This is a genomic window from Streptomyces sp. NRRL S-37 (assembly GCF_000721605.1).
Taxonomy (GTDB): Bacteria; Actinomycetota; Actinomycetes; order Streptomycetales; family Streptomycetaceae; genus Streptomyces.
Genome location: NZ_JOIZ01000025.1, coordinates 90,654 through 113,170, shown reverse-complemented (window position 1 = coordinate 113,170; position 22,517 = coordinate 90,654). Strand labels below are relative to the sequence as shown.

Below are 22,517 nucleotides of genomic sequence, written 5' to 3'. Positions count from 1 at the left end.
CATGCCGGCGAACGGGATTCCCACCAGGATCACGCAGGGGGCGGGGACCAGGGGCGGCATCGGCGAGTCCACCCTCCGTCCGGACGGCACCCTCAAGGTCACCGGCGAGTTCGCGTACTCCTCCGACATGTGGCACGAGGACATGCTCTGGGGCCAGATCCTGCGCTCCACCGTCGCCCACGCCGAGATCGTCTCCATCGACACCGGCGAGGCCCTCGCCGTGCCCGGCGTGTACGCCGTGATGACGTACGACGACCTGCCGGCCGACGTGAGGCACTACGGCCTGGAGATCCGGGACACCCCCGTCCTCGCCCACGGCAAGGTCCGCCACCACGGCGAACCGGTCGCGATCGTCGCCGCCGACCACCCGGAGACCGCCCGCCGCGCCGCCGCGAAGATCAGGGTCGACTACCGCGGCCTCCCCGTCGTCACCGACGAGGCCTCCGCCCTCGCCCCCGACGCGGTCCTCGTCCACGAGAACCGCGACGACCACCACATCGGCCACGTCCCCCACCCCAACATCGTCCACCGCCAGCCCATCGTGCGCGGCGACGTCGAGGCGGCCCGGCGCCGCGCGGACGTGATCGTCGAGGGCGAGTACACCTTCGGCATGCAGGACCAGGCCTTCCTCGGCCCCGAGTCCGGCCTCGCCGTCCCCGAGGAGGACGGCGGCGTCCACCTCTACATCGCCACCCAGTGGCTCCACTCCGACCTGCGCCAGATCGCGCCCGTCCTCGGCCTGCCCGAGGACAAGGTACGGATGACCCTGGCCGGCGTCGGCGGCGCGTTCGGCGGCCGCGAGGACCTGTCCATGCAGATCCACGCCTGTCTGCTCGCCCTGCGCACCGGCAAACCCGTCAAGATCGTCTACAACCGCTTCGAGTCCTTCTTCGGCCACGTCCACCGCCACCCCGCCAAGCTCTTCTACGAGCACGGCGCCACGGCCGACGGCCGGCTGACCCACGTCAAGGCGCGCATCGTCCTCGACGGCGGCGCGTACGCCTCCGCCTCCCCGGCCGTGGTCGGCAACGCCTCCTCGCTCGGCGTCGGCCCGTACGCCGTCGACGCCGTCGACATCGAGGCGATCGCCCTCTACACCAACAACCCGCCCTGCGGCGCCATGCGCGGCTTCGGCGCCGTCCAGGCGTGCTTCGCGTACGAGGCGCAGATGGACAAGCTGGCGGCACGGCTCGGCATGGACCCGGTGGAGCTGCGGCAGCGCAACGCCATGGAACAGGGCACCCTCATGCCCACCGGCCAGCGCGTCGACTCCCCGGCGCCGGTCGCCGAACTCCTGCGCCGCGTCAAGGCGATGCCCATGCCGCCGGAACGCCAGTGGGAGTCCAGCGAGGGCGCCGACCTGCGCCAGTTGCCGGGCGGCCTGTCCAACACCACGCACGGCGAGGGCGTCGTCCGCGGCGTCGGCTACGCGGTCGGCATCAAGAACGTCGGCTTCTCCGAGGGCTTCGACGACTACTCCACCGCCCGGGTCCGCATGGAGGTGGCCGGCGGGGAGCCGGTCGCCACCGTGCACACCGCGATGGCGGAGGTCGGCCAGGGCGGCGTCACCGTCCACGCGCAGATCGCCCGCACCGAACTGGGCGTCGGCCAGGTGACCATCCACCCGGCGAACACGCGGGTCGGCTCGGCGGGTTCGACCTCCGCCTCCCGGCAGACGTACGTCACCGGCGGCGCGGTCAAGAACGCCTGCGAAATCGTCCGGGAGAAGGTGCTGGAACTCGGCCGGCGCAGGTTCGGCTCGTACCACCCGGCCTGGGCGAGCGCCGAACTCCTGCTGGAGGACGGCAAGGTCGTCACCGACGGCGGCGAGGTGCTCGCCGACCTGGTGGACGTCCTCGGCGACGAGGCCGTCGAGGTCGAACAGGAGTGGCGGCACCGGCCGACCGAACCCTTCGACCCGCACACCGGCCAGGGCGACGGACACGTCCAGTACTCCTTCGCCGCGCACCGCGCCGTCGTCGAGGTCGACACCGGACTCGGCCTGGTGAAGGTCGTCGAACTGGCCTGCGCGCAGGACGTCGGCAAGGCGCTCAACCCGTTGTCCGTCATCGGCCAGATCCAGGGCGGCACCACCCAGGGCCTGGGCATCGCGGTCATGGAGGAGATCGTCGTCGACCCGAGGACCGCGAAGGTGCGCAACCCGTCCTTCACGGACTACCTCATCCCCACCATCCTCGACACCCCGGCCCTTCCCGTCGACGTCCTCGAACTCGCCGACCACCACGCCCCCTACGGACTGCGGGGCGTCGGCGAGGCCCCCACCCTGTCCTCGACCCCGGCGGTCCTCGCGGCCATCCGCGACGCCACGGGCCTGGAGCTGAACAGAACCCCGGTACGCCCGGAACACCTCACCGGGACCGTGTGACCGACCCGCCGCCGCGGGCAGGCGACCCCGCCTGGGCCGAGAGCCGGCCGGGCGTGCGCCGGCCGCCGTTCGCGGGCACCTGTCACGCGACCGCAGCCGAGGAGAGCGAGAGATGCTGGACATCGCCGAGGAACTGGACCGGTGGGTCGGGCAGGGCCGTGACTTCGCGGTGGCCACCGTGGTGGCGGTCGACGGCAGCGCGCCCCGCCGGCCCGGCGCCGCGCTCGCGGTGGACGCCGACGGCACGGCGATCGGCTCGGTCTCGGGCGGGTGCGTGGAGGGCGCGGTGTACGCGCTGTGCGAGCAGGCGCTGAGGGACGGCGACACCGTCCTGGAGCGCTTCGGCTACAGCGACGAGGACGCCTTCGCCGTGGGGCTGACCTGCGGCGGGGTCATCGACATCCTGGTCGCACCGGTACGCGCGGCGGACCCCGCCCGCCCGGTGCTCGCGTCCGCGCTCGCCGCCGCCGCGCGCGGGGAGGCGGTGGCGGTGGCGCGGATCGTGAGCGGCCCGGCGGAGCTGCTGGGCCGCGCGCTGACGGTCCGCCCGGACGGCTCGTACGAGGGCGGCCTCGGCGACCGTCCGGAACTGGACCGCACGGTGGCCGCAGAGGCGGGCGCCCTCCTGGACGCCGGCCGCACCGGCACCCTGGAGACCGGAGAGCAGGGCTCGCGTTGCGGAGCACCGCTCACCCTGCTGGTCGAGTCCTCCGTGCCCCCGCCCCGGATGATCGTCTTCGGTGCGGTCGACTTCGCCGCGGCGCTGGTCCGGATGGGCAAGTTCCTCGGCCATCACGTCACGGTGTGCGACGCACGCCCCGTCTTCGCCACCAGGGCCCGCTTCCCCGAGGCCGACGAGATCGTCGTCGAGTGGCCGCACACGTACCTGGAGCGCACGCCCGTCGACGCCCGCACGGTGCTGTGCGTCCTGACCCACGACGCGAAGTTCGACGTACCGCTGCTGAAGCTGGCGCTGCGGCTGCCGGTGGCGTACGTCGGCGCCATGGGCTCCCGCCGCACCCACCTGGACCGCACCGCGCGCCTGCGCGACGTCGGCGTGACCGACCTCGAACTGGCCCGCCTCAGGTCACCGATCGGCCTGGACCTGGGCGCCCGCACCCCGGAGGAGACGGCGCTGTCCATCGCGGCGGAGATCGTCGCGAGCCGGCGCGGCGGCAGCGGCGCGCCCCTCACCGGCGCCCCCACCCCGATCCACCACGACGGCGCGCCCGGAGCGGCGGGCCGGACCGGGTCGGTGGTCTGAGCGCCCCGGAGCGGTCAGGCCCGCCGCAGCAGCCGGTTCACCGCCCGTCCGAACACCCGGCGGCCCGCCCGTGCCAGGACCGTCTCGAAGACGGAGGGCAGGAAGCGGACGCCGATCTCCTCCCGCCACACCACCCGCGCCCGGCCGCCCGGACCGGGGCGTACCTCGATCTCCGCCCAGCCGGTGACGACCCGGCCGCGCTTCTCCAGCCGGCAGAACCCCGGGGAGCCGTCCGCCGGGGGGCGCCACACCGTCACGTCCATCGGGTCGTCGAAGGAGAGCGGGCCGAGGCCCGTACGGGCGACGATCCTCGTGCCCTCGCCGGTGGGCGGGGGAGTGGTCACCGTCATCCGGGTCAGCGGGACCGCCTCCCCGTGGCGGGGCCACGTCGTGAGTCGGCGCCAGGCCTCGTCGGGGGACAGGGGCGCCGTGCGCCGGAGCTGGAAGGTGGCCACGGGGGGATCCTAGGGAATCCGGCCCGCTCGCCGACGCGTCCGGGTACGGGTCACCCGCCCGGCCCAGTGCCCGGCTCCCGGCACACCTCGCCGGCCCCGGACCCGCCGTCGGCCGGTTCTCGCGGCTCATGGCCGCCCGAGCCGCCTCACCCGTCCCGGTCCGAGCGGTTGCCCGCCACCTCGCGCCGGTGCATACAGGTGCGTACCAGTGCAAAGCGGTTCGAGTCGTCTCCAAGTGTTTGAGACAACCGGGGGCGCGGCACCCGCACCCCCGCGGTACTCGTTTCCCGCAGGAACGGAGCACCCTCCCCATGCGCATCCCCGGTATCGACGCCCTGTTCCACGACCCCGCCGCCGCGCAGCCCGCCGACGGCCGGACGGTGGCGGCGGCCGAGGAGGAGCACCTCGGCCGGCGAGGGCACGGCGCACACCCGCCGCCCCTCTCCTCCTGGGAACCGCCGCGGCGGTCCGCCCGCCGGTGCCGGGAACGGGTGGGTCCGGACCCCGCCGGCCCGCCCGCGACCGGGCCCCGCGCGGTGCGCGGGGGGAGGGCGTCCGGATGACGTCCTACGCCGTCGTGGTCCCCACCCTGCTGCGGGACACCCTCGCCGACTGCCTCGCCGCGCTGGCCGCGGCGCGCGGGCCGCGCCCCGACGAGATCGTCCTCGTCGACGACCGGCCCGACCCCGCGCCCGGCACCCTCGCCCACGCGCTGACCGTCCTCGGCGACCTGCGCGAACGCACCACCACCGTCGCCACCGGCGGCCGGGGGCCCGCCGCCGCACGCAACACCGGGCTGCGCACCGTCACCGCGCCCTGGATCGCCTTCCTCGACGACGACGTCCAGGTGGGGCCGCACTGGTGCGCACAGCTCGTCCGGGACCTCGAGGAGGCGACCCCCGACACCGCCGGCGTCCAGGGCGTCATCACCGTGCCGCTGCCCGGCGGACGCCGCCCCACCGACTGGGAACGCGGCACCGCCGGACTCACCCGGGCCCGCTGGACCACCGCCGACATGGCCTACCGCACCGAGGCCCTCCGGCAGGTCGGCGGCTTCGACGAACGTTTCCCCCGCGCCTTCCGCGAGGACGCCGACCTCGCGCTGCGCCTCCTCGACGCCGGCTGGCGCATCCGCAAGGGCCACCGCACCACGCTGCACCCGGTGCGCCCCGCGTCCCGCTGGGCGTCGGTGGGGCAGCAGCGCGGCCACGCCGACGACGCCCTGATGCGGCACCTGCACGGCCCCGACTGGTGGGACAAGGCGGTCGCGCCGCGCGGCCGGATCCGCCGGCACACCGCGATCACCGCCGCCGGTGCCGCCGCCTGCGCCCTTGCCGCCGCCGGGCACCGCCGGGCGGCCACCGCCTGCGCGCTCGGCTGGGCCGCCGGAACCGCCGAGTTCGCCCGCGCCCGCATCGTGCCCGGGCCGCGCACCCGCGACGAGGTGACGACCGTACTGGCCACCAGCGTCGTCATCCCGCCCGCCGCGACCTGGCACCGGCTGGCCGGGGCCTGGCGCCACCGCAACGCACCGGCCTGGCAGGAGGTGGCCCGATGAGCCCGGTGAAGGCGGTGCTGTTCGACCGCGACGGCACCCTGGTCCACGACGTCCCCTACAACGCCGACCCCGGCCTGGTACGGCCCGTCGACGGCGCCCGCGAGGCACTCGACGCGCTCCGCGCACGCGGCATCCGCACCGGCGTCGTCACCAACCAGTCCGGCATCGCCCGCGGACTGCTCACCGAGGCCGACGCCCGCCGTGTCAACCGGCGCGTCGAGGAACTCCTCGGCCCCTTCGACGTCTGGACCATGTGCCCGCACGGCCCCGACGACGGCTGCCCCTGCCGCAAACCCCGGCCGGGCATGATCCTCCGGGCCGCCGGCCGCCTTCGTACGGACCCGGCCGACTGCGTCGTCATCGGCGACATCGGCGCCGACGTGGAGGCCGCGCACCGCGCCGGCGCCCACGCCCTCCTCGTCCCCACCCCGCAGACCCGCCCCGAGGAGACCTCCGCCGCCCCCCACGTGGCCCCGGACCTCCTGACAGCGGTACACCTGCTCCTGAACACCCCGGCGTGGGACGGGCCCGCGGCCTCCCCACCGCCCACCGGCCAGGCGCTCGCCGGTGTCCGCCGTCCGGCCGGTCCCGCCCGTGCCGTGCCGGCGTCCCCGGCCGGCCCCGGCGCGGAGCGTGTGCCGCGGGGGAGGCCCGTGTGAAAGCCCTCGTCACCCGGCTCGACAGCTTCGGCGACGTGCTGCTCGCCGGTCCCGCCGTGCGGGCCGTCGCGGCCCGGGCCGACACCGTGACCCTGCTGTGCGGGCCGCACGGGGCGCCCGCCGCGCGGCTGCTGCCCGGCGTGGACGAGGTGCTCGTCTGGGACTCGCCGTGGACCGGCTTCCAGCCGCCCGCCGTCAGCCGGGAGGAGATCGACGGCATCGTCGCCGCCGTCGACGCCGACAGCGCGCTGATCCTCACCTCCTTCCACCAGTCCCCGCTGCCCACCGCGCTCCTCCTGCGGCTGGCCGGCGTCCGCTTCATCGCCGCCGACAGCGAGGACCACCCCGGCTCCCTCCTCGACGTACGCCACCACCGCGCCCCTCACGCCCACGAGGCCGAGGCCGCGCTGGACCTCGCCGAGGCCGCCGGTTTCCCCCGGGTCGACGACGGACGGCTGCGGGTGCTCCCGCCGCCCGCGACCGGGGCGCTGACCGGACCCGGGGAGTACGTCGTCGTCCACCCGGGCGCCAGCGTGCCCGCCCGTGCCTGGAGCCCCGGCCGCTGCGCGCAGGCGGTGCGCGAACTGACCGCCGCCGGACGCCGGGTGGTCGTCACCGGCGGCGCGGGGGAACGGGACCTGACCGCGTACGTCGCCGGCGGCCGGGCCGTCGACCTCGGCGGCCGTACCGGAGCCGCCGAACTCGCCGGCGTGCTCGCCGGGGCCGCCTGCGTGGTCACCGGCAACACCGGCCCCGCCCATCTCGCCGCCGCCGTCGACACCCCGGTGGTGTCCCTGTTCGCGCCGGTCGTCCCCGCCGAGCGCTGGCGGCCGTACGGGGTGCCGTACGTGCTGCTCGGCGACCAGGACGCGCCGTGCGCCGGGACCCGCGCCCGGCGCTGCCCCGTACCCGGCCATCCCTGCCTGGACACCGTGACCGCGCTTGACGTCGTCGCGGCGGTCGACAAGCTCGTGGAGGCGACATGAGGATCCTGCTGTGGCACGTGCACGGGTCGTGGACCACGGCCTTCGTGCGGGGCCCGCACACCTACGTCGTCCCCGTCACCCCGGACCGCGGACCCGACGGACTCGGCCGCGCCCGCACCTTCGACTGGCCCGACTCGGTCGTCGAGGTCCCCCCGGAGCGCCTGCGCGAGGAGGACATCGACGTCGTCGTCCTGCAACGGCCCCACGAACTCGCCCTGGTCGACCGGTGGCTGGGCCGCCGCCCGCCGCTCGTCTACCTGGAGCACAACGCCCCGCACGGCGACGTGCCCGACACCCGCCACCCCGCCGCGGACGTCCCCGGCGTCACCCTCGTCCACGTCACCCACTTCAACCGCCTGATGTGGGACGACCGGGGCATCCCCACGACCGTCGTCGAACACGGCATCGTCGACCCCGGACCGCTGTGGACCGGCGAACTCCCGCACGCCGCCGTCGTCGTCAACGAACCGGTGCGGCGCGGCCGTACCACCGGCACCGACCTGCTGCCGGCCTTCGCCGGCGCCGCGCCCCTCGACGTCTTCGGCATGCGGACCGAGGGCCTCGCCGGCCGGCTCGGCCTGCCCCCCGACCGCTGCCGCTCGTACGAACTGACCCAGGCGGACCTGCACGGGGCGCTGGCCCGCCGCCGGGTCTACGTCCACCCCGTGCGCTGGACCTCCCTCGGCCTGTCCCTGCTGGAGGCGATGCACCTCGGCATGCCCGTCGTCGCCCTCGCCACCACCGAGGTCACCGAGGCCGTACCGCCCGGCGCCGGCGTGGTGTCCAACCGCGTCGACGTCCTGACCGACGCCGTACGGGACTTCGTCACCGACCCGGCGCACGCCCGCCGCACCGGTGAGCGCGCCCGCGCCGCGGCGCTCGCCCGCTACGGCCTGTCCCGCTTCCTGGACGACTGGGAGCGGCTGCTGAAGGAGGTGACCCGATGAGGACCGCCCCGGGGTCCGGACACACGGGCCCGCCCGCCGGCGCCGTCCTCGACGGGGACACCCCCGGACACCTCCTGCCCGGCCCGCCGCCCCGCGCCACGGAGATCCCGCGATGAGGGAAACGCGCGCACAGCGGCCACGGCTCCTGGTCCTGCGGGCCCTCGGGCTCGGCGATCTGCTCGCCGGGGTCCCCGCGCTGCGGGCGCTGCGGCGGGGGTTCCCCGGACACGAACTCGTCCTGGCGGCACCCGCCGGGCTCGCGCCGGCCGCCCGCGCCACGGGAGCGGTCGACCGGGTCCTGCCCGCCGCCGCGCCCGGACGGGCCGTGCCCCGCACCCTCGACTGGACCGGCCCGCCCCCGGACGTCGCCGTGGACCTGCACGGCAACGGGCCGCCCAGCCACCGCCTGCTGCAGGCCCTGCGCCCCCTGCGGCTGCTCGCGTTCGCCCACCCGGAGACCCCGGAGATCGAGGGCCCGCCCTGGTACGAGGACGAACACGAGCGGGACCGCTGGTGCCGGCTGCTGCGCTCGTACGGCATCGACGCCGACCCCGCCGACCTGCTGCTGCCCCGCCCGCACGCCGCGTCCCCCGCCCCCGGCGCCGTCGTCCTGCACCCCGGCGCGGGGGCGCCCGCGCGGTGCTGGCCCGTGGAGCGGTACGCGACCGTCGCCGGGGCCCTGCGCGAACACGGACTGCGGGTGGTGGTCACCGGGGGAGCCGACGAGGACGACCTGGTGGCCCGGCTCGCCAAGGAGGCCCGGCTGCCCGACACCGACGTCCTCGCCGGCGGCCTGCCCTTCGACCGGCTCTCCGCGCTCGTCGCCGACGCCCGCGCCGTCGTCAGCGGCGACACCGGCATCGCCCACCTGGCGGTCGCCCACGCCACCCCGACGGTCACCCTCTTCGGCCCCGTCCCGCCCGCCCGGTGGGGCCCGCCCGCACACCCCCGCCACCTCACCCTGTGGCACGGCCCCCCGGGCGACCCCCACGCCGGCCGCCCCGACCCGGCCCTCCTGCGCATCACCCCCGCCGAGGTCCTGCACGCCCTCGGCCGACTGCCCGGCGGCCGGCTCCCGGCACGGGGAGCCACCCCGTGACGGCCCCGTCCGTGGAACGCGGACGTGTGCGGCCGGCCGGCGGTCCGCTCCCGGCAGGGGGACGCGCGTCGACCGCCCCGCCCGCGGACCGCGGACGGGTACCGCCGGGGACCGTCCCCGGCCCGGAGCCACCCGGCGGAAAGGAGCACGCACCATGACCGATCACCCGCGGCTCGGTGTCGTCATCGCCACCCGTGACCGCTGCGAGCGGCTCGCCGTCACCCTCCGGCAGTTGTGCTCCCTGCCCGAGCGGCCCGAGATCCTCGTCGTCGACAACGCCTCCACCGACGGCACCCGCGCCGTGATCGCCCGCGACTTCCCCGGGGTGCGGGTGCTGGCACTGCCCGTCAACCACGGCGCTCTCGCCCGTAATCACGGGGCCCGCGTCCTCGACACCCCGTACGTGGCGTTCAGCGACGACGACTCCTGGTGGGCGCCCGGCGCCCTCGGCCGGGCGGCCGGGCTGTTCGACGCCCACCCCCGGCTCGGCCTGATCGCCGCCCGCACCCTCGTCGGCCCGGCCGCCGACCCCGACCCGCTCAACGACGTCCTCGCCGGCTCCCCCCTCGGCCCGGCCACCGACCTCCCCGGCACCCAGGTGCTCGGCTTCCTCGCCTGCGGTGCCGTCGTCCGCCGGTACGCCTACCTCGACGCGGGCGGCTTCCACCGGCTGCTGTTCTTCGGCGGCGAGGAGACCCTGCTCGCCTACGACCTGGCCGCACGCGGCTGGGGCGTCACCCACTGCCCCGAGGTCGTCGCCCACCACCACCCCGCCCCCGTGGCCCGCCCCCGCCGCCCGGCGCTCCAGCGCCGCAACGCGGTCCTGACCGCCTGGCTGCGCCGCCCCGTCCCGTACGCCCTCGCCCGCACCACCGCCCTCGCGGCCGAGGCACGCGGCGACGACCAGGCCCGGCGCGCCCTGCGGGAGACCCTCGCCCGGCTGCCGGCGGCCCTGCGCGAGCGCAGGCCGCTGCCCCCGCACGTGGAACGGGCCGCCCGGCTGCTGGAACCGGAGAGGACGGCCGCATGACCGACCCCCGTACGACCGTCGTCGTCATCACCCACAACCGGCGCCCCGAACTGCTGCGCACCCTCGCCGAACTCGCCGCCCTCCCCGAGGAACCGCCGGTGACCGTCACCGACAACGGCTCCACCGACGGCACCGCGGAGGCCGTCGCCCGCCGCCACCCGGACGTCCGCCTGCTGCGCCCCGGCCGCAACCTCGGCGCCGTCGGCCGCAACCTCGCCGTACGGGACGTCCGTACGCCCTACGTCGCCTTCTGCGACGACGACTCCTGGTGGTCGCCCGGCTCCCTCGCCGGCGCCGCCGACCTGCTCGACCGGCACCCCGCGCTCGGCTCGGTCACGGCGCGGATCATCGTCGAACCGGACGGCACCGACGACCCGATCGTCCGCGAGCTGCGCGAATCTCCCGTCCCCGGCCCGCCCTGGCTGCCCGGCCCGGCCCTCGGCTCCTTCCTGGCCGCCGCGACCGTCCTGCGCACCGGCGCCTTCCGCGCCGCGGGCGGCTTCCACCCGCGCCTCTGGCTCGGCGGCGAGGAGGAGCTGCTGGCCGCCGACCTGGCGGCCGACGGCTGGTGGCTCACCTACGCCGATCACCTGACGGTCCACCACCAGGCGTCGGCCGTGCGGGACGCCACCCTGCGCCGGACGCACGGCATCCGCAACACCCTGTGGTTCACCTGGCTGCGCCGCCCGGCCCGTTCCGCCCTGCGCCGCACCCTGCACCTGGCCCGCACCGTCCCCCGCGACACCGCCTCCCTGCGCGCCTTCGCCGAGGCCGCCGCCGCCCTGCCCTGGGTCCTGCGCGAACGCCGGGTCCTGCCGGACGAGGTCGAGTCCCGCCTGCGCCTCCTGGAACCCGCCCAGCGCACCTCCACGGCCCGCCGCTACACCGGCTGAGCCCGCGGCCGCGCAGGCCCTCGCCGACGGCCTGGCCGGAGACCCCGCAGTCCTCGCCTAACCGGCGCGCGGCGCCAGCACCTCCACCAGCCGGTCCGCCCCGTCCGGCACCCGGCCCTCGCGGAACGCGTCGCGCACCTGCCGGGCGGCCACCCGGCCCGAGGTCAGACACCAGTACCACCACCGGTCCAGCCGGCGCGCGTCCACCTGCTCGGCGGCGAGCAGCGCGGGCCAGCCGCAGGTCCGGGCCTGCGCGGTCACTTTCGCACCGCCCGCCACCGGGTCCACCGCCAGCACCGGTGTGCCGACGCGCAGCGCCAGCACCAGCCCGTGCAGCCGGTCGGTGACGACGAGGTCGAGCCGGGCCAGCACCGACTGCACCTGTGCCGGAGTCGCGCTCAGATGCCAGTCCCGGGTGTCCAGCCGGGTCTCCAGCTCCAGCCGGGCACAGTCCTTCCCGGCCAGCCAGCGCGTCACCCGCTCCGCGACCTGCCCGTGCCGCCGCTGCTCCCCGTACTCCCGCTGCCCGTGGGTGAGGACCACCCCGACCACGGGCCGCGCGGGCAGCGCCGGGGCGCGGGCCGCCAGGTCCTCGGACGGCTCACGGCCGGGGGCGTCCCGCGCCAGCACACGATGGAAGCCGGTCACGGCCGCGTCACCCGGGTCGATCACCGACGTCCCCACGGCGATCCGCACACAGTGCGCGAAGCGCCGGTGCAGCTCCTCGATCTGCGGCCCGTGCAACGGCCCGCACACGAACACCAGGTGCGAGTAGTCGCCGGGCCGTACGTCGTCGAAGTGCGGCGCCTCCGGCAGGAAACCGGGGCTCCACACGACGTCGTACGCCATTCCGGCGCCCCGCAGCACCTCCTCCACACGGCGCAGCGCCAGCACGTCCCCGGCGGTCGCCTCCCCGTCGCGGAAGCTGAACCACCCGGTCAGCAGGACCCTGCGCGGTCCCGATCGCTCTCGTCCGTACACAGTGCGCACCGAGTGCCCCGCTCCGGCGGAAGGCAATCAGCACCGCAGCCGACGGTCATCGAGGACAGGATCCGGCCTCGATGACCGCTAGCGTGCGGACATGACGACGACGAAGCAGGTCCTCGGCACCCGGGCGCTGAACCGGGCCACCCTCGCACGGCAACTGCTGCTGCGCCGCTCACCGATGTCCGCCGAGGACGCGGTCGGGCACCTCGTCGGTCTCCAGGCGCAGAACGTCAAGCCGCCCTACTACGCGCTCGCCGCCCGCCTCGACGGCTTCACGCCCGAGGCGCTGTCCCGGCCGATGGCCGGCCGCGCGGTCGCCCGCATCGTCACCCTGCGCTCGACCATCCACACCCACACCGCCCGCGACTGCCTCACCCTGCGGCCTCTGGTGCAGCCCGCCCGCGACCGCGAACTGAACCAGTTCCGCAAGGGGCTCACGGGCGTCGGCCTGGACCGGCTCGCCGCCCTCGCCCGGGAACTCGTCGAGGCGGAACCGCGCACCATGAAGCAGCTGCGCGAGGCCCTGCTGAAGGAATGGCCCGACGCCGACCCGCGGTCCCTCTCCGTCGCCGCCCGCTGCACGCTCCCCCTCGTGCAGATCACCCCGCGCGGACTGTGGGGCCGCAGCGGCCAGGTCACGCTCACCACCGCCGAACACTGGCTGGGCGAGCCCGCCGAACCCGCGCCGGTGCCGGACGCCACCGTGCTGCGCTACCTCGCCGCCTTCGGGCCGGCCTCCGTGAAGGACATGCAGACCTGGGCCGGCCTGACCCGGCTGCGCGAGGCCTTCGAACGACTCCGCCCGGACCTCGTCACCTTCCGCGACGAAACCGGTACCGAACTCTTCGACCTCCCGGACGCCCCCCGCCCCGGCCCGGACACCCCCGCCCCGCCCCGCTTCCTGCCCGAGTTCGACAACCTGCTCCTCTCCCACGCCGACCGCACCCGCGTCGTACCGCCCGAGTACCGGGGCCGCCACTGGCAGGGCAACACCGCCCACCGCACCCTCCTCGTCGACGGGTTCCTGGCGGGGCTGTGGCGGCTGGACGAACACGCCCTCGTCGTCGAGCCGTTCGGCCGGCTCGACGGGCGGCGGTGGGACGAGGTCGTCGCGGAGGGGGAGCGGATGCTCCGCGTGATGCACCCGGGGACGGCGTACGACATCCGCCTCGGGACGGTGCGGGGGTGAACGGGGGCATGGAGAGGGGGCGTTGCGGGCTGCTCGTGGAAGCTCGCAACGCCCCCTGGTCTGTCACCTGAGGGGTACTCAGGAGTTCACGGGGGTGTCCGTCACCCGTTGACCTGTGCCGTCACGTCCGCGGAGAACGTGGTCAGCCGGGTGTAGACGCCCGGGTAGCCGGCCGCCGCGCAGCCGTCGCCCCAGGAGGTGATCCCCGCCAGCCGGCCGCCGATCAGCAGCGGTCCGCCGCTGTCGCCCTGGCAGGTGTCCACCCCGCCGGAGGAGTAGCCGGCGCACACCATGTCGCTCTGCACGTACCGGCTGCCGTAGGAGCCGCGGCAGCTCGCGTCGGAGACGGTCGGCACGGTCGCGGTGCGCAGCTGGTTGGAGGAGCTGCCGCCGGCGGAGGTGGTGCCCCAGCCGACGATGCGGGCGGTCGTGCCGGCCGCGTACACCGAGGTGTCGGAGGAGGAGACGTAGGACGCCGTGCTGTACGGCATCGACGTCGACAGGGTCAGCACGGCCACGTCGTCGCCCCGGGTGACGCTTCTGTAGCTGGGGTGGATCCATATCCGGCTGACTCTGGCGACCGTGCCGTTGGTGCCGTTGAGGTAGGTGCGCCCGCCGACCACGCGCACGCTGCCCGTGGTCTCGCCGACCATGCAGTGCGCGGCCGTGACCACCTTGGTGGGCGAGACGAGCGTGCCGCCGCAGAACTGGTTCTGCGAGGCGTCGGTGATCTGCATCATGAACGGGTACGCGGACGTCGTGGTCGTCGTACCGCCGACGATCGGCTGCGGGGCGGCGACGGCGGAGGGGGCGGCGATCAGCGCGGTCGCGGCGGCGGCAGCGGTGGCCGCACAGACGGCGGCGGCCTTCTTGGCACGGGTGAGCCCGGACATGGGTCTCCTCACGGATTGCCGGTGGGGGTCGCGCGGGGTGGGGGTCGAGCACGAGGGCCTCGGGACAGGCCCCCGTGTGCCCGGCGGGCGGCACGCCGTTACGCTACGGTCCGGAGCGCGATCGTCCCAATGAGGGAACCCCCTAGGGGAATTGGGGCAGGGAAAACCCTCGGTCGCCCCGGTGATGATCCGGCGGTCCGTCCGCCCCGGTGGCGATGCGGCGGTCCGTCCGTTCCGGTGACGATGCGGCGGCCCGTTCGCCCCCCCGTGGTGATCCGGCGGCCCGCTCGTCCCGGTGGTGATCCGGCGACGACCCGGTGCCGCCCCCGCGGCGCTACGTCGTGCGACGGCCCGCCGCCAGGCGGACGATGTCGACCCGGGAGCGGATCCCCAGTTTGCGGTAGACCCGGGTGAGGGTCGCCTCGACGGTCTTGACGCTGATGAACAGCCGCCCGGCGATCTCCCGGTTGGTGGCGCCCTCCATCACCAGCGCGGCGACCTGCCGTTCCATCGCGGCCAGCCCGTCCAGGGCGCCCGGCGCGGCGGCGGGCACGGCCTCCGGCTCCGTGGGACCGGCGGCCACCGCCCGCTCCACCTGGCGCAGCCACGGCAGCGCGCGGCAGCGCCGGAACAGCCGGGCGGCCTCGTCGTACGCCGCCGGCGCCGGGCCCCGCCCGCGCAGCCGGGCCAGCGCGAAGGCGGCCCGCGCCTCCTCCAGCCCGTACCCCAGCTTGGCGAGCCGCTCCTGCGCCGACGCCAACTGCGCGTGCGCCGCCTGGTGTTCACCGCGTGCCGCGCGCACCAGCGCCTCGGCGCGGTCGAGCACCGCGAGGACGCTCGCGCGGTTCAGACGCAACGCGTGCACCCGGGTGACGTCGATGAGTTCCTGTGCCTCGCCGGGCTCCCCGATGCGCACCAGCGCCTCGGCGAGGTCGCCCTGCCAGCGGCCCCGCGCCGGATCGCTGACGCCCATGCCCTGCTCCAGCTCCCGCACCCGGCGCAGCGAGCGGACCGCGGCCTGCGCGTCCCCCGCCACCAACTGGGCGTAACCGAGGGCGGCCAGGGCGAGGGAGAGGTACAACTGGTCGCCGTCCACCTCGGCGTGGTCCGCCGCCTCGCGGGCCAGCGTCAGCGCCCGCTCCACGTCCCCGCCCGACGCCTCCGCGACCGAGGCGAGCATGGCCGAGGCGCTCTCGCCGATCCCGGAGTCCCGGGCCAGCCGCAGGCTCTCGCGGGCCAGGTCCAGGGCCCGGCCGCAGTGCCCGAAGCGCAGCTCGGTGTCGGCGAGCAGCCGCGAGAAGTGCACCTCGCTCTCCACCATGCCGCGCCGCCGCGCCTCCCGCAGCAGCGCCGTGATGGCCGTACGGGCCTCCGGCAGCTGGTCGCTCATCAGCAGCCAGCGGAACCTCGCCATCGCGGCGCCGTTGTGATGGCAGGCCACGGCGGGGTCCTGGGGCTCCTGGAGCGCCCGCCGGATGGTCGCGGGGGCGTCGGGGTGGCCCATCAGGGTCTCGGTGGACGACTGGAAGGCGAGCGCCATCAGCTCGGTGCGCCGGTCACCGCCCCGCGCGGCCAGCTCCGCCGCGTGCGCGGCCTCCTGGCGGGACTTGGCGAAGTCGCCGTCCACCACCACCTCCCGCCAGGCGAGCTGGTAGTGGACCAGGGCCAGCAGCCGGGGGTCGTCGCCGGCGTCGGCCAGCACCTGCGGGAAGACGGCGTCGACCTCGCCGAGTGCCTGCCCGGCCGCCTCGATGACCACCATCCACGCCCGCACCCGCTCGGCCGGCACCGTCGCCCGGGTCAGCACCTCGCGCGCTATGTCCCGGGCCAGGTCGACCTCACCGGCGGTGATCGCGTCCTCGGCGGCCTGCAGCCGCCGCTCGTCGGGGCCGGGATCGCCGTCGGCCGGGGTGTGCCGGGCGGCGAGCAGCCCGAGCGAGGCGGCGACCGAGGGTGCCCCGCGGTCCCGGGACAGCGCGGCGGCCTCGGCGAGCCGGGCCGCCACCCGAGGGTCGGGGCCGGTCGCGGCCAGCGCCAGGTGCCGGGCCCGCTCGATGGGGTCGGAGGCCGCCGTGGACAGCGCCGTGTGCACCGCCCGCCGCTCCCGCGCCGGGGCCTCCGCGTACAGGGCGGCCGAGATCAGCGGATGCGCGAACCGCAGCGCCGGCTCCTCGGAGTCCGTCGCCAGCAGCCCGAGCGCGGCGGCCTGCGCCGTCTCCGCCTCGGCGTTCTCCCGGCCGGCCGCGTGCAGCAGCGCCAGGGTGGGGCGGGCGCCCGCGCTGGCCACCAGCAGGGTGCGGCGCGCCTCGTCCGACAGCATCTCCAGGCGGCTCAGCACCAGGGCCCGCAGCGAGGTCGGCACCGGCAGCGGCTCGCCCGGTCTGGGCCGGGTGGGGCTCTCGGCGAGGGCGCGGCCCAGTTCGAGGGCGAACAGCGGGTTGCCGCCGCTGGTGCGGTGGATGTCCCGGGCGGTGGAACGGGACAGACCGGTGTAGCCGCGGTGGTCGAGGAGCGCGGACACCTGGGTCCGGGAGAACGGGCCCAGCCGCACCGCGAGCGTGTCCGGCGGGCAGGCGCGCAGATGGCGGTCGTACTCCTCGCCGTCCGTGCGCACCGCGCACAGCATCCGCACCGGGCTGTCGCCGAGCCGCCGGGCGGCGAAGCCGAGGAGCTCGGCACTGGCGGAATCCAGCCACTGGAGGTCGTCGGCGACGATGAGGACCGGCCCCTCGGCGGCCAGCGCCCGCAGGATGGACAGCACCGCGAGACGCAGCGCGAGGCCGTCCCGCTGGAGGGTGGACTCGCCGCGCCCGGTGAGCGCCGACTCCAGGGCGGTGCGCTGGGCGGCGGGCAGCCGGGCGGACACCTTGTCGAGGACCAGACCGAACAGATCGGCCAGCGCCAGGAACGGAAGATGGGATTCGGACTCCGTGGCGGAGCAGCGCAACACCGTCCCCGCCGCACCGGCGTTTTCCGCCGCGAGTGCCCGCAGCACGGTCGATTTTCCTATTCCCGCGGGCCCGTGCAGCAGCACGCTGCCCCCACGGGCGAGCTGCTCCCGCGCCTGCGCGTACAGCTCCTCCCGGCCTATGACCAGGTCGGGGCGGCTTCTGCCAGGCTCCTTGAAGTCCCGTCGCACGGTCACCGCTCCCCTCCGTGTGGCGTGTCCTGGCCAATATTAGGCAACAGGCTCCTTAATTCCGGGCGGACCGTGTAGTGAGGCAAATTACAGCGGACCGGGCGACGGTGAAATCCACCGCCGTACCGCTGGTAATACCCGTCTCGGGAAAACACCGCAAACCTACGGCAACCACCCCGCCCGGCGGGCCGCGACCACGGCCTGCCCCCGGGTGCGCACCCCCAGCTTCCGCATCGCCGACCGCAGGTACGCCTTGACGGTCTCGGCCGTCACCCCCAGCCGCTGTGCGGCCGCCCCGTTGGTCGCCCCCGCCGCCACACAGGCGAGCACGTCCACCTCCCGGGGCGCGAGCCGCACCGCCGGGGACGGGACGGTGCCCGCGGTCAGCAGGGCGCACGCGTCGAGCAGCTCGGCCCGCAGCACGGGGTCCGTGATCCGCGGCGCCAGCGCCCGCAGCGCCGCGTGCGCCTCCCGCACCTGCTCCCGGGCCGCCCCGGCCACCCCGGCCGCCGGATCGGCCACCCCTGGACCGGCCGCCGCCATCAGCGCCGCCGCCTCCTCCCGTACTACCAGCGCCTGCTCCACGTCCCGCGCCGCCTGGACCGCCGCGCCGAGCGTGCGGTCGCCCAGCGGCTGCGCCGCGCGCAGGGCGCCGTAGAGCACCGCCCGCACCCGGCGCCGTACGACCACGGGCACGGCGACGACGGCGCGCAGGCCCTCGGCGGCGACCGGGACGTCGTACTCGTGGCTGATCCGCCGCGAGACGGAGTAGTCCGTCACCGCGCACGGCCGGGCGAGCGCCACCGCCTTGCCGCCCAGACCGTTGCCCGGGGTCACCGCGAGCGCGCTCAGCGCGGGCGTCGCGGTGCCGCTCAGCTCGCTGATGCGCACCTGCCGCCGGCCGGGCTCCACCAGCCCGCCGAAGGCGACCGGCAGCCCGGTCGCGCGCCGCAGCCGGGCCAGCGCCCCGCGGATCTCCACCGCGTCGCCCGCCCTCATCGGGTCAGCTGTCACCTGTTCGCCCCTTCACCACGGCCTCCGCGCGGCGCACACCCCCGTTCGGGGGTAGTGAGACACGCATCACGGATTACACGATGAGGAAGAGCCGCCCGGCAATGGTCCGGCACGGTCCGGCACGAGGAGGAGCAGATGACGACGGCGACGGAGGCGTTCCGCAGGGCCCGGGACTTCCTGCTGGAACACCGCGAGGACTACGCCACCGCCCACCGGGACTTCGCCTGGCCCCGGCCCGACCGGTTCAACTGGGCCCTCGACTGGTTCGACGTGATCGCGGACGGCAACGACCGCACCGCCCTGCACCTCGTCGAGGAGGACGGCCACGAGACCCGGCTGTCCTTCGCCGCCCTGTCCCGCCGCTCCGACCAGGTCGCCACCTGGCTGCGGCAGCGGGGCGTGCGCGCCGAGGACCGCGTGCTGGTCATGCTCGGCAACCAGGCCGAACTGTGGGAGACCGCCCTCGCCGCGATGAAACTGCGCGCCGTGGTCATCCCGGCCACCCCGCTGCTCGGCCCCGCCGACCTGCGCGACCGCGTCGAGCGGGGCCGCGTCCGCCATGTGATCGCGCGCGCCGCCGACACCGCGAAGTTCGACGAGGTGCCCGGCGACTACACCCGGATCACCGTGGGGGAGGGAGCCGGCGGGAGCTGGCAGCCCTACGCGGACGCCTACGGCGCCGCCGAGCACTTCACGCCCGACGGACCCACCCTCTCCGACGACCCCCTGATGCTGTACTTCACCTCCGGCACCACCGCCCGCCCCAAGCTGGTCGAACACACCCACACCTCGTACCCGATCGGCCACCTGGCGACCATGTACTGGATCGGCCTGCGCCCCGGCGACGTGCACCTCAACATCTCCTCGCCCGGCTGGGCCAAGCACGCCTGGTCCAACCTCTTCGCCCCGTGGAACGCCGAGGCGACCGTCTTCCTGCACAACTACACCCGCTTCGACGCACCCCGCCTGATGGCCGAGATGGACAAGGCCGGCGTCACCACCTTCTGCGCCCCGCCGACCGTGTGGCGCATGCTCATCCAGGCCGATCTGGGCCTGCTGCGCACCCCGCCCCGCGAGGTCGTCGCCGCCGGCGAACCCCTCAACCCGGAGGTCATCGAGCAGGTCCGGCGTGCCTGGAACGTCACCATCCGGGACGGCTTCGGCCAGACCGAGACCGCCGTCCAGGTCTCCAACAGCCCCGGCCAGGTCCTCAAGACCGGCTCCATGGGCCGCCCCAGCCCCGGCTACCGCGTCGAACTCCTCGACCCGGTCTCCGGCGCGCCCGGCGCCACCGAGGGCGAGATCGCCCTCGACCTCTCCGACCGTCCGGTGGGCCTGATGACCGGCTACCACGGCGACCCCGACCGCACCGCCGAGGCGATGGCCGGCGGCTACTACCGGACGGGCGACATCGGCTCCCGCGACGAGGACGGATACATCACCTACGTCGGCCGCGCGGACGACGTCTTCAAGGCGAGCGACTACAAGATCAGCCCCTTCGAGCTGGAGAGCGCCCTGCTGGAGCACGAGGCGGTCGCCGAGGCGGCCGTCGTGCCCGCCCCGGACGAACTGCGGCTGGCCGTGCCCAAGGCGTACATCGTGCTCGCGGAGGGCTGGCAGCCCGGCCCGGACACCGCGAAGGTGCTCTTCGAGCACTCCCGCGAGACGCTCGCCCCGTACAAGCGGATCCGCCGCCTGGAGTTCGGCGAACTGCCCAAGACCGTCTCCGGCAAGATCCGCCGCATCGAACTGCGCGAGGCCACGGCCGCCGGCTCCACCGACGAGTACCGCGAGGAGGACTTCCGGTGACCGGACTCTCCTACGCGCACGGGACCGACGAGACCCCGCTGCTCGGCGACACCATCGGCGCCGACCTCGGCCGGGCCGTCGCCGCGTGGCCCGACCGGGAGGCCCTCGTCGACGTACCGTCCGGACGGCGCTGGACCTACGCCGAGTTCGGCGCCGCCGTCGACGAGGTGGCGCGCGGACTGCTGGCGAAGGGCGTCGAGAAGGGCGACCGGGTCGGCATCTGGGCCGTCAACTGCCCCGAATGGGTCCTGGTGCAGTACGCCACCGCCCGCATCGGCGTCATCCTGGTGAACATCAACCCGGCCTACCGGGCGCACGAGCTGGAGTACGTGCTCAGGCAGTCCGGGATCTCGCTGCTGGTCTCCTCCCTCGCCCACAAGGGCAGCGACTACCGGGCACTGGTGGACCAGGTACGCGGAGCCTGCCCCGGTTTGCGGGAGACCGTCTACATCGGCGACCCGTCCTGGGACGCGCTGACCGCGGGCGCGTCCGCCGTACCGCCGGAGCGGCTCGACGAGATCGCCGCCGGACTGAGCTGCGACGACCCCATCAACATCCAGTACACCTCGGGCACCACGGGCTTCCCCAAGGGCGCCACGCTCTCCCACCACAACATCCTCAACAACGGCTACTGGGTGGGCCGCACCGTCGGCTACACCGAACAGGACCGCGTCTGCCTGCCGGTGCCGTTCCACCACTGCTTCGGCATGGTCATGGGCAACCTGGGCGCCACCTCCCACGGCGCCTGCATCGTCATCCCGGCCCCCTCCTTCGAGCCGGAGGCCACCCTGGAGGCCGTCCAGCGCGAGCGCTGCACCTCGCTCTACGGCGTGCCCACCATGTTCATCGCCGAACTGAACCTGCCCGGCTTCGCGTCGTACGACCTCACCTCGCTGCGCACCGGCATCATGGCGGGCTCGCCCTGCCCGGTGGAGGTGATGAAGCGGGTGGTCGCCGAGATGCACATGGAGGAGGTCTCCATCTGCTACGGCATGACCGAGACGTCCCCCGTGTCGCTCCAGACCCGCAGGGACGACGACCTGGAACACCGCACCGGCACCGTCGGCCGGGTCCTGCCGCACATCGAGGTCAAGGTCGTCGACCCGGCCACCGGGGTGACCCGACCACGCGGCAGTGCCGGGGAGTTGTGCACCCGCGGCTACAGCGTGATGCTCGGCTACTGGAACGAGCCGGAGAAGACCGCCGAGGCCGTCGACGCGGGCCGCTGGATGCACACCGGGGACCTCGCGGTGATGCGCGAGGACGGCTACGTGGAGATCGTCGGCCGCATCAAGGACATGATCATCCGGGGCGGGGAGAACATCTACCCGCGCGAGGTCGAGGAGTTCCTCCACGCCCACCCGAAGATCGCGGACGTCCAGGTCGTCGGGGTCGCGCACGAACGGTACGGCGAGGAGGTGCTCGCCTGTGTCATCCCGCGCGACCCGGCCGACCCGCTCACCCTGGAGGAACTGCGCGCCTTCTGCGCGGACCGCCTCGCCCACTACAAGATCCCGAGCCGGCTCCAGCTCCTCGACACCTTCCCGATGACGGTGTCCGGGAAGGTGCGCAAGGTGGAACTGCGGGAGCGGTACGCGGCCGAGGATTAAGCGAGGGTCCGCCGGAAGACCTGCCGTGAGCCGCCCTCCGGACCCGGAGCGGCGGCCTCGGCGGGGGTGAAGCCGAGGCGCTCGTAGAAGAGGCGGGCGCCGCTGTCGACGGCGCCGGGGTGGTCGGCCCCGAAGGTGACCACCTCAAGGTCGCCCGGCCCGCGCACCCACCGGCGTACCGCCTCCGCCATCAGCGCGCGGCCGACGCCCTTCCCCCGCGCCCGGTGCGAGACGACGAGCCAGTGCACGTGATACGTCGGCGCCTCGCCCCCGAACAGCAGTCCGCCGAGGAGGTCCGGACCCGAGGACTCGGCGACGAGCGCTCGGGAGCCGGCGATGTGCTCGCGCACCGCGTCGTGGAAGCCCGGCTCCCCGACCATCGGACCGAACCACTGCTCGACCTGGGCCGCCAGCCCGAGGAAACCGGGGAGGTCCCGCTCACGCGCCGGTCTGATCGTCGTCCGGGCGGCCGGGCCCGCGTGCCGCGGGTGCGGGGGGACGTCCCGGCGCATGCACACGCGCGGCCACCGGCCGAGTCCGTGCCCGGCCTCCTCGGCGCGGATCCGCCGCAGGCCCGGCGTGAGTTCGGGCTCGCCCAG

At 75.3% G+C, this 22,517-nt stretch carries 19 protein-coding genes; 13 read left to right on the top strand and 6 right to left on the bottom strand.

All coding sequences use genetic code 11. The features are described 5' to 3' along the window. Position 1 precedes the first annotated feature (1 nt). Both pucD and IH50_RS0131335 read left to right on the top strand, forming a co-directional pair. A complete protein-coding gene (pucD, locus tag IH50_RS0131340; protein ID WP_030869913.1) occupies positions 2-2,386 on the top strand; it encodes a xanthine dehydrogenase subunit D in 2,385 nt (794 codons plus the stop codon). A gap of 112 nt (positions 2,387-2,498) precedes the next feature. Continuing rightward, a complete protein-coding gene (locus IH50_RS0131335; RefSeq protein WP_030869910.1) occupies positions 2,499-3,650 on the top strand; it encodes an XdhC family protein in 1,152 nt (383 codons plus the stop codon). A gap of 14 nt (positions 3,651-3,664) precedes the next feature. Here the strand turns inward: IH50_RS0131335 and IH50_RS0131330 are convergent, their stop codons facing one another. Further along, the gene (locus IH50_RS0131330) at positions 3,665-4,105 is read right to left on the bottom strand and encodes an SRPBCC family protein (RefSeq protein WP_030869908.1); all 441 of its coding nucleotides are present in this window, start codon (positions 4,103-4,105) and stop codon (positions 3,665-3,667) included. A 311-nt stretch (positions 4,106-4,416) separates the two neighbouring features. On the opposite strand from IH50_RS0131330, the gene IH50_RS0131325 reads away from it, so the two are divergent. The 8 genes from IH50_RS0131325 to IH50_RS0131285 all read left to right on the top strand — a co-directional run bounded on the left by IH50_RS0131325 (position 4,417) and on the right by IH50_RS0131285 (position 11,277). Beyond that, on the top strand, positions 4,417-4,668 hold the full coding sequence (locus tag IH50_RS0131325) for a hypothetical protein (RefSeq protein ID WP_030869904.1): 252 nt from the start codon (positions 4,417-4,419) through the stop codon (positions 4,666-4,668). Beyond that, a complete protein-coding gene (locus IH50_RS0131320; protein ID WP_030869902.1) occupies positions 4,665-5,663 on the top strand; it encodes a glycosyltransferase family 2 protein in 999 nt (332 codons plus the stop codon). The genes IH50_RS0131325 and IH50_RS0131320 overlap by 4 nt, the downstream gene beginning before the upstream one ends. Next, positions 5,660-6,322, top strand: a complete 663-nt coding sequence (locus tag IH50_RS38095) for a D-glycero-alpha-D-manno-heptose-1,7-bisphosphate 7-phosphatase (RefSeq protein ID WP_030869899.1) — start codon at positions 5,660-5,662, stop codon at positions 6,320-6,322. The genes IH50_RS0131320 and IH50_RS38095 overlap by 4 nt, the downstream gene beginning before the upstream one ends. Continuing rightward, positions 6,319-7,308, top strand: coding sequence for a glycosyltransferase family 9 protein (locus IH50_RS0131310; RefSeq protein ID WP_030869897.1), 990 nt, complete (start codon positions 6,319-6,321; stop codon positions 7,306-7,308). Before IH50_RS38095 ends, IH50_RS0131310 begins: the two co-directional genes overlap by 4 nt. Continuing rightward, positions 7,305-8,255, top strand: a complete 951-nt coding sequence (locus IH50_RS0131305; protein WP_030869893.1) for a glycosyltransferase — start codon at positions 7,305-7,307, stop codon at positions 8,253-8,255. The genes IH50_RS0131310 and IH50_RS0131305 overlap by 4 nt, the downstream gene beginning before the upstream one ends. Positions 8,256-8,367: 112 nt before the next feature. Continuing rightward, positions 8,368-9,354, top strand: coding sequence for a glycosyltransferase family 9 protein (locus IH50_RS0131295; protein WP_030869890.1), 987 nt, complete (start codon positions 8,368-8,370; stop codon positions 9,352-9,354). Between the two features lie 154 nt (positions 9,355-9,508). Further along, the gene (locus tag IH50_RS0131290) at positions 9,509-10,384 is read left to right on the top strand and encodes a glycosyltransferase family 2 protein (RefSeq protein ID WP_030869887.1); all 876 of its coding nucleotides are present in this window, start codon (positions 9,509-9,511) and stop codon (positions 10,382-10,384) included. Continuing rightward, a complete protein-coding gene (locus tag IH50_RS0131285) occupies positions 10,381-11,277 on the top strand; it encodes a glycosyltransferase family 2 protein (RefSeq protein ID WP_030869885.1) in 897 nt (298 codons plus the stop codon). The genes IH50_RS0131290 and IH50_RS0131285 overlap by 4 nt, the downstream gene beginning before the upstream one ends. 57 nt (positions 11,278-11,334) lie before the next feature. Here IH50_RS0131285 and IH50_RS0131280 read toward each other — a convergent pair whose 3' ends face one another. Beyond that, a complete protein-coding gene (locus IH50_RS0131280; RefSeq protein WP_030869881.1) occupies positions 11,335-12,258 on the bottom strand; it encodes a polysaccharide pyruvyl transferase family protein in 924 nt (307 codons plus the stop codon). Positions 12,259-12,358: 100 nt separating this feature from the next. On the opposite strand from IH50_RS0131280, the gene IH50_RS0131275 reads away from it, so the two are divergent. Next, entirely contained in the window at positions 12,359-13,453 is a 1,095-nt protein-coding gene (locus IH50_RS0131275) for a winged helix DNA-binding domain-containing protein (RefSeq protein WP_030869878.1), read from the top strand. 101 nt (positions 13,454-13,554) lie between these two features. Here IH50_RS0131275 and IH50_RS0131270 read toward each other — a convergent pair whose 3' ends face one another. The 3 genes from IH50_RS0131270 to IH50_RS0131260 form a co-directional block, all read right to left on the bottom strand. Continuing rightward, complete coding sequence (locus tag IH50_RS0131270; RefSeq protein ID WP_030869873.1) at positions 13,555-14,346, bottom strand: S1 family peptidase; 792 nt, start codon at positions 14,344-14,346, stop codon at positions 13,555-13,557. Between the two features lie 334 nt (positions 14,347-14,680). Beyond that, positions 14,681-17,491 carry an ATP-binding protein gene (locus IH50_RS0131265; RefSeq protein ID WP_030869869.1) on the bottom strand — a complete coding sequence of 937 codons (2,811 nt, stop codon included), beginning with the start codon at positions 17,489-17,491 and terminating at the stop codon, positions 14,681-14,683. 156 nt (positions 17,492-17,647) lie between these two features. Then, positions 17,648-18,484, bottom strand: coding sequence for a helix-turn-helix transcriptional regulator (locus IH50_RS0131260; protein WP_107062190.1), 837 nt, complete (start codon positions 18,482-18,484; stop codon positions 17,648-17,650). Positions 18,485-18,634: 150 nt separating this feature from the next. Here IH50_RS0131260 and IH50_RS0131255 point away from each other — a divergent pair, with 150 nt between their 5' ends. Together IH50_RS0131255 and IH50_RS0131250 are read left to right on the top strand one after the other, a co-directional pair. Further along, positions 18,635-20,308 carry an AMP-binding protein gene (locus IH50_RS0131255; RefSeq protein ID WP_030869862.1) on the top strand — a complete coding sequence of 558 codons (1,674 nt, stop codon included), beginning with the start codon at positions 18,635-18,637 and terminating at the stop codon, positions 20,306-20,308. Next, positions 20,305-21,918 carry an AMP-binding protein gene (locus IH50_RS0131250; protein ID WP_030869859.1) on the top strand — a complete coding sequence of 538 codons (1,614 nt, stop codon included), beginning with the start codon at positions 20,305-20,307 and terminating at the stop codon, positions 21,916-21,918. The genes IH50_RS0131255 and IH50_RS0131250 overlap by 4 nt, the downstream gene beginning before the upstream one ends. On the opposite strand, the gene IH50_RS42840 is transcribed toward IH50_RS0131250, so the two are convergent. Further along, on the bottom strand, positions 21,915-22,430 hold the full coding sequence (locus IH50_RS42840; protein WP_234328270.1) for a GNAT family N-acetyltransferase: 516 nt from the start codon (positions 22,428-22,430) through the stop codon (positions 21,915-21,917). The genes IH50_RS0131250 and IH50_RS42840 overlap by 4 nt on opposite strands. Positions 22,431-22,517: the final 87 nt, after the last annotated feature.

Bases quoted from the DNA above. Each gene is read 5' to 3' on its own strand.
- IH50_RS0131320 (WP_030869902.1), top strand. From the start codon at position 4,665: ATGACGTCCTACGCCGTCGTGGTCCCCACCCTGCTGCGGGACACCCTC.
- IH50_RS0131270 (WP_030869873.1), bottom strand. From the start codon at position 14,346: ATGTCCGGGCTCACCCGTGCCAAGAAGGCCGCCGCCGTCTGTGCGGCC.
- IH50_RS0131255 (WP_030869862.1), top strand. From the start codon at position 18,635: ATGACGACGGCGACGGAGGCGTTCCGCAGGGCCCGGGACTTCCTGCTG.
- IH50_RS0131295 (WP_030869890.1), top strand. From the start codon at position 8,368: ATGAGGGAAACGCGCGCACAGCGGCCACGGCTCCTGGTCCTGCGGGCC.
- IH50_RS0131335 (WP_030869910.1), top strand. From the start codon at position 2,499: ATGCTGGACATCGCCGAGGAACTGGACCGGTGGGTCGGGCAGGGCCGT.
- IH50_RS0131305 (WP_030869893.1), top strand. From the start codon at position 7,305: ATGAGGATCCTGCTGTGGCACGTGCACGGGTCGTGGACCACGGCCTTC.
- IH50_RS42840 (WP_234328270.1), bottom strand. From the start codon at position 22,430: ATGCGCCGGGACGTCCCCCCGCACCCGCGGCACGCGGGCCCGGCCGCC.
- IH50_RS0131325 (WP_030869904.1), top strand. From the start codon at position 4,417: ATGCGCATCCCCGGTATCGACGCCCTGTTCCACGACCCCGCCGCCGCG.
- IH50_RS0131285 (WP_030869885.1), top strand. From the start codon at position 10,381: ATGACCGACCCCCGTACGACCGTCGTCGTCATCACCCACAACCGGCGC.
- IH50_RS0131275 (WP_030869878.1), top strand. From the start codon at position 12,359: ATGACGACGACGAAGCAGGTCCTCGGCACCCGGGCGCTGAACCGGGCC.
- pucD (WP_030869913.1), top strand. From the start codon at position 2: ATGCCGGCGAACGGGATTCCCACCAGGATCACGCAGGGGGCGGGGACC.
- IH50_RS0131260 (WP_107062190.1), bottom strand. From the start codon at position 18,484: ATGAGGGCGGGCGACGCGGTGGAGATCCGCGGGGCGCTGGCCCGGCTG.
- IH50_RS38095 (WP_030869899.1), top strand. From the start codon at position 5,660: ATGAGCCCGGTGAAGGCGGTGCTGTTCGACCGCGACGGCACCCTGGTC.
- IH50_RS0131290 (WP_030869887.1), top strand. From the start codon at position 9,509: ATGACCGATCACCCGCGGCTCGGTGTCGTCATCGCCACCCGTGACCGC.